Below are 13,767 nucleotides of genomic sequence, written 5' to 3' on the forward strand. Positions count from 1 at the left end.
TCAGTCCTTCACCGCTCCGCCGAGTCCCGAGACGAGGCGTCGCTGTACGAGGACGAAGAAGACCAGCACGGGAATGGTCATCACCGTGGAAGCGGCCATGATCCCTCCCCAGTCGTTCTCGTCGGGTTTGAAGAAGACCAGCAGCGCCATGGGCAGCGTCGACTGGGAGGTGTCGCTGATGATGAACGATTTCGCGAACAGGAAGTCGTTCCAGGTCGAGATGAAGGAGAAGACGCTGGTCGCCACGAGGCCGGGGAAGACCAGTGGGAAGAGGATCTGCCACAGGAAGCGGGTGCGGCTCGCCCCGTCGATGCAGGCGGCCTCCTCCAGGGCTTCCGGGACGGCCTTCACGAAGCCGCGCAGCATCCAGATCGCGAACGGCAGGGAGAAGGCGAGATGGGGCAGGATCAGCGAACCCAGGGTGTTCAGCTGCCCGAAGTCCCGCATCAGGAAGAACAGCGGAATGGTCAGCGCCTCGACCGGCACCATCTGCGCCACGAGGAACATGATCAGCAGGGTGGTGCGGAACCTGAACCGGAAACGGGTCACGGCCGTGGCCGCGAGGAACGCGGTCAGCGCGGAGAGCACGACGACCGTGCCGGCCACGAGCAGGCTGTTGAGGAAGTAGCGGCCGAACTCCTGCTGTTCGAAGACCCTGCGGAACGAGTCGAGGGACGGGGCGAGGGTCCAGGGGCGCGCCTGGGTGGACTGGATCTCACCGGCCGGCTTGAAGGCGGACAGCACCATCCAGTACAGCGGGAAGGCGACCGCGGCCGCGACGAGGAGGGCCGCGGTCTCCGCGGCGAGCCTCCCGGGACGGCGGACGCGCAGAAGCGTGCGTGCGCTCACAGTTCCTCCCCCTGGCGCCGCACGAGGCGCAGGTAGACGAGTGTCACGGCCAGCAGGATCACCAGCATCACGACGCCGATCGCCGATCCGAGGCTGTACTGGGAGGAGGCGAACGCCTTCTGGTAGGCGTAGACGTTGAGCACCAGGTTCTGGCCCGCGATGCCGCCTCCGTTGGTCATGACGTAGATCTGGGTGAAGACCTTGAAGTCCCAGATCACCGACTGGATGGTGACGACGGTGAGGATCGGCCGGAGCATCGGCGCCATGACCGACCGCCAGATCCGCCACTGCGAGGCGCCGTCCAGCGCGGCGGCCTCCAGCACCTCGCCGGGGATCGCGCGGATGCCGGCGTACACGGTCACCATCACGAACGGGAACGAGCACCAGAGGACTTCGAGGAGCACCAGGGCGAAGGCGCTGTAGCGGCCGTACGTCCAGGAGAAGTCGCCCAGCCCCAGCACCCTGTTGACGGGTCCGAAGTCCGGGTCGAAGAGGAAGACCCACACGGTCGAGCCGGTGATCGCGGGCGTCGCCCAGGCCCCGAGCGCGGCCATCATGAGCGCGAGGCGGGGCAGGGCGCGGACGCGTGTCAGCAGGACCGCCAGGGCGCAGCCGACGAGCAGGGTGGCGAGGACGCAGGCGGCCGCGAAGAGCACGGTCGCGAGGAGCACCTGCCAGAACTGGCCGTCCGAAAAGAGCTTCGCGTAGTTGCCGAAGCCCTGGAAGGTGGTCGGTTCGCCGCCGCTGACCTGGGCCTGGGTGTACTCGAGGAAGGAGATCAGGCCGAGCTGGTAGATCGGGTAGACGAGGAGCCCGCCGAGCAGCACGAGGGCGGGCAGCAGGTACAGCCACGGGGTCCAGCCGGGCCGCAGCGCGGGCGAGGCGGGGCGGTTCCGGGGCGGGCGGGAGGGTGTCCCGGCCGCCCCGGGCCGTTCGGTGGCCTTGCGCACCGTGGTGTTCGCGGTCATCGTCAGCCCGCTTCGGCGAACGCCGCGTCCATCTTCTTCGCCGCGTCGTCCGAGGCGGCGGCCACGTCCTTACGGCCGCTGACGATCTCCTGGAACATCGTCGGCAGGACCAGGGAGGCGTCGATCCGTCCCCAGGCCGGGGAGGCGGGCACGAACCTGGCTCCCGCGTCGAGCGAGTCGACGAAGGGGGCGACGAAGGGCTCCTTCCGCGCGACGGTGTCCCGCACGTCCGAGAAGGTCGGGAGGAAGCCCATCGCGTCGAACATCTCGGCCTGCGTCTTCTTGCCGGTCAGCGACTTCATGAGGTCGACGGCGAGCGTGCGGTGCGAACTGCTCTTCAGCACACCGATGTTGTTGCCGCCCGCGAAGGCGGGTGCGATCGAGCCCTCCTCGACACCGGGCAGCGGCACGACGGCGTACTTGCCCTTCACGGTGCCCGCATCGACGGCGGCGTGGCTGAAGTCGCCGCCGATCGCCATGGCCGCCTTGCCGGCCGCGAACGCGGTGACCGTGGCGTTGCCGCCCATGGCCGCGCACTTGGCCGCCGGGCAGTTGTCGTCGCCGAAGAGGGAGGTGTAGGCCTCGATGCCCTTCCGGGCCTTCTCGCTGTTGATGGCGGAACGGTAGGTCACGCCCGTCTCCTCGGCCAGTTCGCCGCCCCGCGCCCAGATGAAGGGCATCGCGCCGTAGGTGTACGCGCCGCCGACCGCGAGGCCGTACAGGCCGGGCTTCTCCTTGTGGATCTTCTTCGCGGTCGCGATCAGTTCGTCCTGCGACTTCGGGGGCTCGATCCCGAGGTCGCCGAGTACGTCGGTGCGGTAGTACAGCGCGCGTACGCCGACGAACAGGGGCGCGCCGTAGACCTTGCCCTCCACCGTCACGGACTGCTTGGCGGCCGGGTCGGTGTCCTTGGCCTCGTCCCAGGCCGCGAACTCGGCGCTGACGTCGGCGAGTCCGCCGTCCTTCACGTAGCCGGCGGTGTCGGTGTTGCCGTACTCGATGAGGTCGGGCGCGCTCTTCGGGTCATTGAAGGCGGCCTTGACGCGCTGGGCCCGGGTGTCGACGGGTATGTACTCGATCTCGACGTCGGCGCCCTCGTGGGACTTCTCGAAGGCCGCCACCGCGGCGTCGACGACCTTCTCCTTGGGCTTGTTGCCGACCTCCTGGAAAAGCCAGACACGCAGGGTCCCCGACTTCTCGTCCCCCTTCGCGCCGGTGTCGGAGGTCTGCGGCGCGCAGCCGGTGGCGGCGACTCCCGCCAGCACAAGAGCCGCTGCGGGAGCGGCGATTCGGGCAGAAAACTTCATCCGGGACCCCAACCGGTCAAGCGTTGCATCATGTGCAACGCGCGTTTCGTTCTGCACAACTGGCAGGAGACTAAGGGCGTGGCGGTACGCCGACAAGTGGTCTCCACCACTCTGTGACCACCACGCGCGGTCCACGCGACACGCACCCGCGGACCGGCCCGCGGGAGGCCTCACCATCCGCCCGGACGGCTCCCGGACATGCGATCGGCCCCCGGGGCACGCGACGACGCGTGCCCCGGGGGCCGATGGACCGGGCGGGGGCGGACTCGCCGGGAGGACCGGGGGAGCCCCGGCGGGTGTCCGGAGAGGCGGCGGGCTACTTCTTGCCGCTGCTGTCCTTGCCGCCCTTGCCCTTGTCCTTGTCGCCACCGGCGCCCATGGACTCGTAGATCTCCTTGCACATGGGACAGACCGGGTACTTCTTGGGGTCGCGCCCCGGGACCCAGACCTTGCCGCACAGTGCGACCACGGGAGTGCCCTCCAGGGCGCTCGCCATGATCTTGTCCTTCTGGACGTAATGCGCGTAGCGCTCGTGGTCACCGTCGCCGTTCGACACCTGAGGTGTCGGCTCCACGAGGGTCCCCGTACCTGCCCCGCGCTCGGGCTCAAGAGTGCTCATAACTGCCAAGCGTACTGAAAGCTCCGGCCATCAGTTGAGCGAAGGGTCGTCCGGATACGTCGCGATCATGGCCAGTTCGCTGCGCTGGCGCCGGAGGACCGCCCGCCAGAGGCCCTCCGGGCGCGGCGAGGAGACGTCACCGGGTTCCGACTCGACCACGTACCAGGCGCCGTCCTGCAGCTCGCCGTCCAGCTGTCCCGGGCCCCAGCCGGCGTACCCGGCGAAGATCCGCAGGGAGCCGAGCGCCGCCGCGAGCAGTTCCGGGGGCGCCTCCAGGTCGACCAGACCGATCGCCCCGTGCACCCGCCGCCAGCCCAGCGGGCCCTCGTCCCCGGGGATCACCGCGACGCCCAGGGCGGAGTCGAGCGAGACCGGACCTCCCTGGAAGACCACGTCCGGCTCTCCGGCCAGGCCGGCCCAGGACGCGAGGATGTCGCCGACGCCGACCGGGGTCGGCCGGTTGAGGACCACGCCGAGCGACCCCTCCTCGTCGTGGTCGAGGAGCAGCACCACCGCGCGGTCGAAATTCGGGTCCGCCAGGGCGGGAGCCGCCACGAGCAGCCGGCCTGTGAGCGAGGACACCTCCGTCATGGCACAGATGATCCCGCATCTTCACGCCCTGCGGGGACCGCACGGCACTCCGGCCGGCGGCGGCGGCCCATGCCGCAGCTCAGGGCGCACGGGTGCCGCACGGGCGCACGGGGAGCGCACGATCGGGGGGCGTCCGGACACGGCAGCCGGACGGTGACCCTCCGCTAGGAGTGGGCAGCGGAACGTGTTGTGGCGGATCCATGACGCGATCGAGCCCCCCGGGGCCTTACTGAAGGGGGGTCTGCGGCCATTACCCTTTTGTTTGCCCCCTGCCCGACCACTCCGGAACGCGAGATACATGACCGGCACAGACGATGTCCTGCTTGTCCACGGCGGCACCCCGCTGGAGGGCGAGATCCGCGTCCGAGGCGCCAAGAACCTGGTGCCGAAGGCAATGGTCGCCGCGCTGCTCGGCAGCGGGCCCAGCCGGCTGCGCAACGTGCCCGACATCCGCGACGTGCGGGTGGTCCGAGGGCTGCTGCAGCTGCACGGCGTGACCGTCCGCCCCGGTGACGAGCCGGGCGAACTCATCCTCGACCCGTCGCACGTCGAGAGCGCGAACGTCGCCGACATCGACGCGCACGCGGGCTCGTCGCGCATCCCGATCCTCTTCTGCGGCCCGCTGCTGCACCGGCTGGGGCACGCCTTCATCCCGGGGCTCGGCGGCTGCGACATCGGCGGCCGGCCGATCGACTTCCACTTCGAGGTGCTCCGCCAGTTCGGCGCGGTCATCGAGAAGCGGGCCGACGGCCAGTACCTCGAGGCCCCGCAGCGGCTGCGCGGCACGAAGATCCGGCTGCCGTACCCGTCGGTGGGCTCCACCGAACAGGTGCTGCTGACCGCCGTGCTCGCCGAGGGCGTCACCGAGCTGTCCAACGCGGCCGTCGAACCGGAGATCGAGGACCTCATCTGCGTCCTGCAGAAGATGGGCGCGATCATCTCCATGGACACCGACCGGACCATCCGGATCACGGGTGTCGACCGGCTCGACGGCTACACCCACCGGGCGATCCCGGACCGTCTGGAAGCGGCTTCCTGGGCGTCCGCGGCGCTCGCGACCGAGGGCAACATCTACGTGCGCGGCGCTCAGCAGCGCTCGATGATGACGTTCCTCAACACCTTCCGCCGGGTCGGCGGCGCCTTCGAGATCGACGACGAGGGCATCCGCTTCTGGCACCCCGGCGGCGCGCTGAACGCCATCGCGCTGGAGACGGACGTGCACCCCGGCTTCCAGACCGACTGGCAGCAGCCGCTGGTGGTCGCCCTGACGCAGGCCGCCGGTCTGTCCATCGTCCACGAGACGGTGTACGAGTCCCGGCTGGGCTTCACCTCGGCGCTCAACCAGATGGGTGCTCACATCCAGCTCTACCGCGAGTGCCTCGGGGGCTCCGACTGCCGCTTCGGGCAGCGGAACTTCCTCCATTCGGCGGTCGTGTCCGGCCCCACGAAACTCCAGGGCGCGGATCTGGTCATCCCCGACCTGCGCGGCGGTTTCTCGTACCTGATCGCCGCGCTGGCGGCCCAGGGCACGTCCCGGGTGCACGGCATCGACCTGATCAACCGCGGCTACGAGAACTTCATGGACAAGCTGGAGAAGCTCGGCGCCAAGGTCGAACTGCCGGGCGGCTCACTCGTCTGACGCCGTCCAGGGCGCGCTCCGGCGCGCGCACAGTGCTGCCGCACACAGCATTGCGCACCCCCGCACCACAGTCCGCCGCCCCGGCCCCCCGCGAGGGACCGGGGCGGCGGACTGTGGTGCGGACGGATGAGGCGGACGAACGACGCGTCCGGACGGCGCGGACGGACGTGGCGTCCGGACGGCGCCTGCAGGCCGCCCGCCGCGGCGCGTGCGGGCCGCCCGCCGCGGCGCGTGCGGGCCGCCCGTCCCGCGGCGCGCACGGGCCGCCGCGCGGGCGGGTGCCGCTGGATGCCGCCACAGGGCCGGGCGGACCCGTCCGCCCTCCCCCGGGGCCGCCCGCGCCCGCCGGGGCGCCCCAGCGGGCCCCCAGGGCCCCGCAGAGGCGGTGTGTGCTGCGGCGAACCGCCGGGCCGCACCCGCCGGGTACGCCGAAGGGCGGCCGCCCCGGTCGGGACGGCCGCCCTTCTTGACGCCTTGGGGGCCTTACTTGCCCTTGGCGGCTTCCTTGAGCTTGGAGCCCGCGGAGACCTTCACGCTGTAGCCGGCCGGGATGTTGATCGGGTCGCCGGTCTGCGGGTTACGAGCGGTGCGAGCGGCACGGTGGGTGCGCTCGAAGGTCAGGAAGCCGGGGATGGTGACCTTCTCGTCGCCCTTGGCGACGATCTCGCCGACGGTCTCGGCGAGCGCGGCCAGAACGGCGTCGGCGTCCTTGCGGGTCACCTCGGCACGGTCGGCCAGGGCGGCCACCAGCTCACTGCGGTTCATGTTTGTACTCCCGTGTTCTTCTTGCCTGTGAGGCGTGAGATCGAAGCCGATGCTGCCAGGGCCCTCTGACAGTCCCCGGACCCGGGTCTGATGTCAGACCCTCGCGCCCGAATACGCATCCTGCCCCCACCTGCGGCGCTAACGCCAATCCGGAACCCCTCGACGTCACACGAAAAGCACCACCGATTGCCTGTGATGACGTTCCGTCGACTTGTTGGAGCGGTCCGCAGCGGCTGCAGGGCCTGTGGGGCTCGCTGCCCGCCCACCCTAAAGGGGCGTTTGGGACGCCGCGACCCGCGACGCGCCGTACGGGCGGCCCGGACGTGAGGTACGGCACCGTGCGCGGGAGCCGGGGCAGGCCCCCGCGCACGGGCGTGCGACAGGGCCGTCCGGCCCAACGGGGCTACGCCGGGTCGGTCGTGGCCTCGGCGACCCCGGCCGCCCTCGCGGCGTCCCTGACGGCACCGGCGACGGCGCCCGCGACCTTGTCGTTGAAGACGGACGGGATGATGTAGTTCGCGTTGACCTCGTCCTCGGCCACGACGTCGGCGAGGGCGCGCGCGGCGGCGAGCATCATGCCCGTGTCGACGGTGCGCGACTGGGCGTCCAGCAGACCGCGGAACACACCCGGGAAGACCAGCACGTTGTTGATCTGGTTCGGGAAGTCGGAACGACCGGTCGCGACGACCGCCGCCGTCTCGCGCGCGACGGCCGGGTCCACCTCGGGGTCCGGGTTCGCGAGCGCGAACACGATCGCGCCTTCGGCCATCGCCGCGACGTCGGCGCCGTCCAGCACGTTGGGTGCCGAGACGCCGATGAAGACGTCCGAGCCGACCACGGCCTCCTTGAGCGTGCCGGTGACACCCTCGGGGTTGGTGTTGTCGGCGATCCAGCGCAGCGGCGAGTCCGGGGTGGCGTCCACCAGGTCCTCGCGTTCCGCGTGCACCACACCGTGGATGTCGGCGACGACCGTGTGCTTGACGCCCGCGGCGATGAGCAGCTTGAGGATGGCCGTACCGGCGGCGCCCGCACCGGACATGACGACCCGTACGTCGCCGATCGCCTTGCCCACCACGCGCAGGGCGTTGGTCAGCGCGGCCAGGACGACGATCGCCGTGCCGTGCTGGTCGTCGTGGAAGACGGGGATGTCGAGGGCCTCGCGCAGCCGCGCCTCGATCTCGAAGCAGCGGGGGGCGGAGATGTCCTCCAGGTTGATCCCGGCGAAGCCGGGGGCGATCGCCTTGACGATGGCGACGATCTCGTCGGTGTCCTGGGTGTCCAGGCAGATCGGCCAGGCGTCGATGCCGGCGAAGCGCTTGAAGAGGGCGGCCTTGCCCTCCATCACGGGCAGCGAGGCCATGGGGCCGATGTTGCCGAGGCCGAGCACGGCGGAGCCGTCGGTGACGACGGCGACGGAGTTCCGCTTGATGGTCAGACGGCGGGCGTCCTCGGGGTTCTCGGCGATCGCCATGCAGACCCGCGCCACACCCGGGGTGTAGATCATCGACAGGTCGTCGCGGTTGCGGATGGGGTGCTTGGACGCCATCTCGATCTTGCCGCCGAGGTGCATCAGGAACGTACGGTCGGAGACCTTGCCGAGGACGACGCCGTCGATGCCGCGCAGGCCCTCGACGATCTCGTCCGCGTGCGAGGTGGAGGAGGCCGCGATGGTGACGTCGATCCGCAGCTTCTCGTGGCCGGAAGCGGTCACGTCGAGGCCGGTGACCGAGCCGCCGGAGGACTCCACGGCCGTGGTGAGGTGGGAGACCGCGGTGCCACTCACGGGCACCTCCAGCCTGACCGTCATCGAGTACGAGACGCTGGGCGCCGTTGCCATGGCCGAGTCCTTCGCTTTCCTGAGCTTCATTGCCGCGCGCGGACGGGGCCGGGCCCCGCACACGCGTTCCGATGGTCGCACCTACCGACCGGTAGCCGGTAATGACTGCCACGCTTCGGAAACTTTTTTCCACCATACGAGAAGTGGCTCGCCGCGCGTAACCCCGGCCGGCCGGTCATCGCTGCCGGAAACGCAAACAGACCCGCGTCACCGGCAGGTGACGCGGGTCTGTCTTCCAGCAGTCGAACGACACCGGCCCGCCATGCTCGCCTCGCGGCAAGTGGTCGCTCGTAGCGACGAAGGTTGGGCCCGGGGGCTTGGATCGAGCCGGTGCCGACTCCAGGCTAACAAAGACCCCGGAAAAGTGATTCCCGTACGGCGGGACGACTCCGGAAGACGTTCCCCGCGCGAGGCAGCGTCTTCCGGAGCCGTCCCCCTCAGTCCCTCAACTCAGTCCCTCAACAGATCCGGCACACCGTGCTCGTCCGGCATGTCACGCTCCCCCGAGACCACGGTCAGCTGCTGCGTCGCACGGGTGAGCGCCACGTAGAGCACCCTCAGGCCGGCCGGCGACTCGTCGGCGATCTCCGCCGGCGAGACGACCACCGTGGCGTCGTACTCCAGACCCTTGGCCTCCAGGCTGCCCAGCGCGACCACCCGTTCGCCGAGCTCCTCCAGCCAGGCACGGGCCTCCGCGCGGCGGTCCATCGCCACGACCACACCCACCGTGCCGTCCACCGCCGCGAGCAGCCTGCGCGCCTCCTCGCGGACCGTCGAGGCGAGGTCGCCGTCCCGCACCGTCTCGAAACGCGGCTCGACGCCCGTCGAGCGCACGGCGGCCGGGGACTCCATCCCCGGCATGGCCAGGGCCAGCACCTTCGCAGCGAGTTCGGCGATCTCCGCCGGGTTGCGGTAGTTGACCGTCAGGGTGAACCGGCGCCGCGGCCGCCTGCCGAGCGCCTCGTCGCGGGCCGCGGACGCCTCGTCCGGATCCGACCAGGACGACTGTGCGGCGTCGCCGACGATCGTCCAGGTGGCGTGCCGGCCCCGGCGGCCGACCATCCGCCACTGCATCGGCGTCAGGTCCTGCGCCTCGTCGACGATGACGTGGGCGTACTCGGTGCGCTCCGCCGCCAGCCGCTCCGCGCGCTCGCGCTGGGTCTCCTCACGCTGGGGCATCAGCTCCTCCAGCCCCGTGAGCTGGTCCAGCGGGTCGAGCTCACGCTTGCGCCTGGGGCGGGCCACGGTGCCCAGCAGCGTCTGGAGCTCGTCCAGAAGCGCCACGTCGTGGACGGAGAGCGGGCCCTTCCCGTCCTCGTCCAGCCGCTTCAGCGAGCGGGCCAGGCGCCGGACCTCTCCCTGGTTGAGGATCCGGCGCGCCCACCGGTTCAGCCGCCGCTCGTCGGCCATCGCGGCCAGGACCCGGCGGGGGGTGAGTTCCGGCCACCAGGCGTTCAGGAACGCGAGGAACGGGGTCTCGGTCGACACGTCGTCGTCGAACGTGGACCTCAGCTCCGCCACCATCTCCGGATCGGAGTAGCGGCCCCGGCCCGAGGACTTGGCCCACAGGGCGTCCAGGAGCAGTTTGCGGGCGCGCGGGCGCAGCAGGTTGACCGGGGCGGTACCGCCGAGGACGTTGTGACGGATGCGACGGAGCTCCTCGGCGTCCAGCTCGACGCGGGCGCCGAAGGCGACCACCCGCAGCCGGGTGGGGGTGCCCGCCTCCGCGGGGGCGGCGTCCCCGAACTCCAGCTGCCCCTCCTGGGCGGCGGGACGGGGAGCCGGCTGCTCCAGCGCCCCGCGTGCCGCCTTCCGCAGTACGTGGAGCATCCGCGAGGAGCCCTTGATCCGGGCGATGGCGGGCTCGTCGTACGTCGTCGCGCCCTCGACACCGGCGGCCTCGTCGGACAGGGAGCCCACGGCGCGGATGGCGACCTGGCCCTCCTCGCCGAGCGAGGGCAGCACCCCTTCGGTGTAGGCCACCAGGAGCGGGGTCGGCGAGACGACGAGGATGCCGCCCGAGTACCGCCGTCTGTCCTGGTAGAGCAGATAGGCGGCCCGGTGCAGGGCCACGGCCGTCTTGCCGGTGCCGGGTCCGCCGGACACCTCGGTGACGGACGCCGCGGGAGCGCGGATGACCATGTCCTGCTCGGCCTGGATCGACGAGACGATGTCCCGCATCGTGTGGCTGCGGGCCTGGCCGAGGGCGGCCATCAGGGCGCCGTCGCCGACCACGGGCAGCGTGTCGCCGCCCAGGTGCGCGGTCAGCTCCGGGCGCATGAGGTCGTCCTCCACTCCCAGGACCCTGCGGCCCTTGGAGCGGATGACCCGGCGGCGTACGACGCGGCCGGGCTCCTTCGGCGTCGACCGGTAGAACGGCGCGGCGGCCGGCGCGCGCCAGTCGATGACCAGCGGCGCGTAGTCCGAGTCCAGGACTCCTATGCGGCCGATGTGGAGGGTCTCCGCGATCTCGGCGGTACCGTCCTCCCCCACGGCGTCGTCGGCCGCCTCCACCGAGGTGAAGGCGCCGTCCGGACCGCGCTCGCCGTCCTTGCCCCGGAGCAGATCGATCCGCCCGAACAGGAAGTCCTCGAACTCGCTGTTCAGCCGGTTGAGGTGGACCCCGGCGCGGAAGACCTGGGCGTCCCGTTCGGCGAGCGCCCCGGGGGTTCCGACCTGGCCCCGTTTGCTGGCGTCCCGCATGAGAAATTCCGCCTCGTCGATCTTCTCTTCGAGACGGTGGTAGACCCGGTCCAGATGTTCTTGTTCGACACCGATTTCGCGGTCCCGCAACGAATCGACAGCGGCATCCTGCGCGGCCACCGAGGCCCCCTTCTGACGTGCATCGGGCAGCCGTCAACCGTACGCGAAAGGGGGCCCCGAGCGCACCTGCCGCCCGTGTCGGGTTTCCGTGTGTCCCGTCCGGACCGGGCCTGGTCCGGACGGGACGCGCTCACGCGTCGATCTCCACCAGCCGGTCCCCGTCGAAGGTGCGCACCTCGAAGTGGTCGATGTCCTGCCGCGCCATGGCCGCGCCGCCGTGCACGTACAGCGGGTGCGCGGCGCTCTCGTGGGCGGAGCCCTCGATGCCGTACCCCCATTTCGGCACGGACCAGGAGGTGACGACCTCCTCGTCGCCGCTTCTGGAGACGGCGATCAGGCTGCACTTCTGCGGGCCCTTGACGTTCTTGAGTTCCAGGACCGTGTGCGTGCCCCAGGCCTTGGCCTCCATGCCGATCGTGGCGTCGACCTTCGTCACCGGGTCGGTCGCCGCCTTCTTCTCCTGCATGTGGTTGAAGAAGGCGTCCTCGGCCGGGCTCGTGGGATGCGGGTCCGCCGCCGCTTCGACCCGCTTCCCGGAGTCCTCACCGGCCGTGGCGGTGACGGCGATCACCGGGCCGCCGATGACCAGGACGGCGGCCGCCGCGATGAGGTATCCGGCGCGCCGGCGCCGCTGGGAGCGCTTCCGCGCGACCTCGTCGACGAGCCCGTCCAGCAGCCGGGGCGCGGGAGGCACCGGCACGTGCGGGACCGGCCGCGCTCCGGGGTCGGACGAAGGCGCCTCCGCGAGCATGGCCAGCATGGGCTCCATCCCGGCGAACTCGTCGAGGTGCGCGGCGCACAGCGCGCACCCGGCCAGGTGGGCCTCGAAGGCGCTCGCCTCCGCGTCGTCGAGGATGCCCAGCACATAGGCACCGGCGGCGTCGTGGCCCGCCCCCTCCGCGGGGAAGCCGAAGGGGTCGGACGCGCGCGGGGGCCCGAAGGAGCCCGCCGGTCCGCGGGGACCCGCCCGAGGCGGCCCGAACGGCTCCCACCCGTCGTCGCTCATGCCGTGATCCCCCTTTCCTCGAGTGCGAGCTTCATGGAGCGGAGTGCGTAGAACACCCGGGACCGCACGGTCCCGCTGGGGATTCCCAGCACTTCGGCGGCCTCGTTGACCGTACGGCCCCTGAAGTAGGTCTCGACCAATGCTTCCCGGTGTGCCGGGGTCAAATCGTCGAGCGCGTCCGACAGCGTCATCAGCCACAACGCCTTGTCGATCTCGTCCTCCGCGGGAATGACCTCCAGCGGCGACGGATCGACCTCGCGCGGCCGGGCCTGCCGGCTGCGGTGGCCGTCGATGACGATGCGCCGGGCGACCGTCACCAGCCAGGGGCGGACTGAGCCGGTGGCCCGGTTGAGCGAACCGGCGTTCTTCCAGGCACGGATGAGCGTTTCCTGCACCACGTCCTCCGCCCGCTGGCGGTCACCCGCCACGAGACGGAGGACGTAGGCGAGCAGGGGCCCGGCGTGCTCGCGGTACAACGCCCGCATCAGCTCCTCGTCGGGGACCTCGGAGGAGGAGCGGACCGGTGCACCACGATGCCGGGCCCTGCGCGGACGGTCATCGGCCACGGCCGCATCCTTGCGCACACGAACCTCCCGGTCGAGACCCTGTCGAGCTCTGTTCCCATCGATACGGGAACGGGACCGGGTTCATTCAGACTCCGCCCAACTTTCTTTCCGGCAAAGGGATATGGAGGAGTTCGACACGTTCGTGGCGACGTGTCACGGAACGGCCCGCACGCGCCGTCTGTGCCGCGCCACCCGCTCCCTGTTGCCGCAGACCTCGCTGGAGCACCAGCGGCGCCGCAGCCCGCGCGACGTGTCCACGTAGAGCCGCGCGCAGGCCTCCCCCTCGCACCGGCGCAGCCCCGCCCGCGCCACCGGGTCGGTCAGCAGGTCCACGGCGTCGCGGGCGACCGCGGCCAGCAGTTCGCCGCACCCCTGGGGCCCGGACAGGACCCGGACGAGGGTGCCGTCCCGTCCGCGCACCGCCCGCAGCCCCGGAGGGGGCCCCGCCGCCAGGGCGTTGACCTGGTCCAGGGCCGTCTGAGCGCTCTCGCCGCCGAGTTGGTACGCCAGCAGGCGGTCGAGGGCGGCACGCAACTGCCGGAAGCGGGCCACCCATGCCTCGTCCACGGCCGTCAGTGGCGTCCCGTGCGGCACGAGCCGCGAGGCGACCAGCCACTCGGCGAGTCGCGCGGGGCGGTCGAGGCGGTCGCACCCGCCGGGCCCCGGCCCCGTCGCCACCAGATCCAGGCACAGGCGCCCGGAGTCGAACCATCGGTCCTGCGCACCCGTACCCGCCGCCATGGGCCTGTCACCGCCTCGGGGTCGCCTGTCGGGGAGAGCCGCCCCCAGAGTGCCCC

Annotated in this window: 12 protein-coding genes; 1 reads left to right on the plus strand and 11 read right to left on the minus strand. The window is 71.3% G+C overall.

Features of this window, described 5'->3' with window-relative positions:
* The 5 genes from OHT61_RS12450 to OHT61_RS12470 all read right to left on the minus strand — a co-directional run bounded on the left by OHT61_RS12450 (position 1) and on the right by OHT61_RS12470 (position 4,334).
* On the minus strand, positions 1-849 hold the full coding sequence (locus tag OHT61_RS12450; RefSeq protein ID WP_329037808.1) for a carbohydrate ABC transporter permease: 849 nt from the start codon (positions 847-849) through the stop codon (positions 1-3).
* A complete protein-coding gene (locus OHT61_RS12455; protein ID WP_329037810.1) occupies positions 846-1,817 on the minus strand; it encodes a carbohydrate ABC transporter permease in 972 nt (323 codons plus the stop codon). The genes OHT61_RS12450 and OHT61_RS12455 overlap by 4 nt, the downstream gene beginning before the upstream one ends.
* A 2-nt stretch (positions 1,818-1,819) precedes the next feature.
* Positions 1,820-3,124, minus strand: coding sequence for an extracellular solute-binding protein (locus tag OHT61_RS12460; RefSeq protein WP_329037812.1), 1,305 nt, complete (start codon positions 3,122-3,124; stop codon positions 1,820-1,822).
* Positions 3,125-3,440: 316 nt separating this feature from the next.
* Positions 3,441-3,743 carry a DUF3039 domain-containing protein gene (locus tag OHT61_RS12465; protein WP_329037814.1) on the minus strand — a complete coding sequence of 101 codons (303 nt, stop codon included), beginning with the start codon at positions 3,741-3,743 and terminating at the stop codon, positions 3,441-3,443.
* A 30-nt stretch (positions 3,744-3,773) separates the two neighbouring features.
* The gene (locus OHT61_RS12470) at positions 3,774-4,334 is read right to left on the minus strand and encodes a YqgE/AlgH family protein (protein WP_329037818.1); all 561 of its coding nucleotides are present in this window, start codon (positions 4,332-4,334) and stop codon (positions 3,774-3,776) included.
* A 298-nt stretch (positions 4,335-4,632) separates the two neighbouring features.
* Between OHT61_RS12470 and murA the strand changes: the two genes are divergently transcribed.
* The gene (gene murA, locus OHT61_RS12475; protein WP_329037820.1) at positions 4,633-5,973 is read left to right on the plus strand and encodes a UDP-N-acetylglucosamine 1-carboxyvinyltransferase; all 1,341 of its coding nucleotides are present in this window, start codon (positions 4,633-4,635) and stop codon (positions 5,971-5,973) included.
* A 483-nt stretch (positions 5,974-6,456) separates the two neighbouring features.
* Here the strand turns inward: murA and OHT61_RS12480 are convergent, their stop codons facing one another.
* From OHT61_RS12480 to OHT61_RS12505, 6 genes are all read right to left on the minus strand, one after another.
* Positions 6,457-6,738 carry an HU family DNA-binding protein gene (locus OHT61_RS12480; protein ID WP_003968811.1) on the minus strand — a complete coding sequence of 94 codons (282 nt, stop codon included), beginning with the start codon at positions 6,736-6,738 and terminating at the stop codon, positions 6,457-6,459.
* Between the two features lie 403 nt (positions 6,739-7,141).
* Positions 7,142-8,575, minus strand: coding sequence for an NAD-dependent malic enzyme (locus tag OHT61_RS12485; RefSeq protein WP_329037822.1), 1,434 nt, complete (start codon positions 8,573-8,575; stop codon positions 7,142-7,144).
* A gap of 450 nt (positions 8,576-9,025) precedes the next feature.
* A complete protein-coding gene (locus tag OHT61_RS12490; protein WP_329037824.1) occupies positions 9,026-11,398 on the minus strand; it encodes a HelD family protein in 2,373 nt (790 codons plus the stop codon).
* A 130-nt stretch (positions 11,399-11,528) separates the two neighbouring features.
* Positions 11,529-12,404, minus strand: a complete 876-nt coding sequence (locus OHT61_RS12495; protein ID WP_329037828.1) for an anti-sigma factor family protein — start codon at positions 12,402-12,404, stop codon at positions 11,529-11,531.
* Positions 12,401-12,988, minus strand: a complete 588-nt coding sequence (locus OHT61_RS12500) for a sigma-70 family RNA polymerase sigma factor (RefSeq protein WP_329037830.1) — start codon at positions 12,986-12,988, stop codon at positions 12,401-12,403. Before OHT61_RS12500 ends, OHT61_RS12495 begins: the two co-directional genes overlap by 4 nt.
* 135 nt (positions 12,989-13,123) lie before the next feature.
* Positions 13,124-13,711, minus strand: a complete 588-nt coding sequence (locus tag OHT61_RS12505; RefSeq protein ID WP_329037832.1) for a CGNR zinc finger domain-containing protein — start codon at positions 13,709-13,711, stop codon at positions 13,124-13,126.
* Positions 13,712-13,767 lie beyond the last annotated feature (56 nt).

Source organism: Streptomyces sp. NBC_00178 (assembly GCF_036206005.1).
GTDB lineage: Bacteria > Actinomycetota > Actinomycetes > Streptomycetales > Streptomycetaceae > Streptomyces.

Coding starts and splice junctions, on each gene's coding strand:
- OHT61_RS12455 (WP_329037810.1), bottom strand. CDS start 1,817: ATGACCGCGAACACCACGGTGCGCAAGGCCACCGAACGGCCCGGGGCG.
- OHT61_RS12460 (WP_329037812.1), bottom strand. CDS start 3,124: ATGAAGTTTTCTGCCCGAATCGCCGCTCCCGCAGCGGCTCTTGTGCTG.
- OHT61_RS12465 (WP_329037814.1), bottom strand. CDS start 3,743: ATGAGCACTCTTGAGCCCGAGCGCGGGGCAGGTACGGGGACCCTCGTG.
- OHT61_RS12470 (WP_329037818.1), bottom strand. CDS start 4,334: ATGACGGAGGTGTCCTCGCTCACAGGCCGGCTGCTCGTGGCGGCTCCC.
- murA (WP_329037820.1), top strand. CDS start 4,633: ATGACCGGCACAGACGATGTCCTGCTTGTCCACGGCGGCACCCCGCTG.
- OHT61_RS12480 (WP_003968811.1), bottom strand. CDS start 6,738: ATGAACCGCAGTGAGCTGGTGGCCGCCCTGGCCGACCGTGCCGAGGTG.
- OHT61_RS12485 (WP_329037822.1), bottom strand. CDS start 8,575: ATGGCAACGGCGCCCAGCGTCTCGTACTCGATGACGGTCAGGCTGGAG.
- OHT61_RS12495 (WP_329037828.1), bottom strand. CDS start 12,404: ATGAGCGACGACGGGTGGGAGCCGTTCGGGCCGCCTCGGGCGGGTCCC.
- OHT61_RS12505 (WP_329037832.1), bottom strand. CDS start 13,711: ATGGCGGCGGGTACGGGTGCGCAGGACCGATGGTTCGACTCCGGGCGC.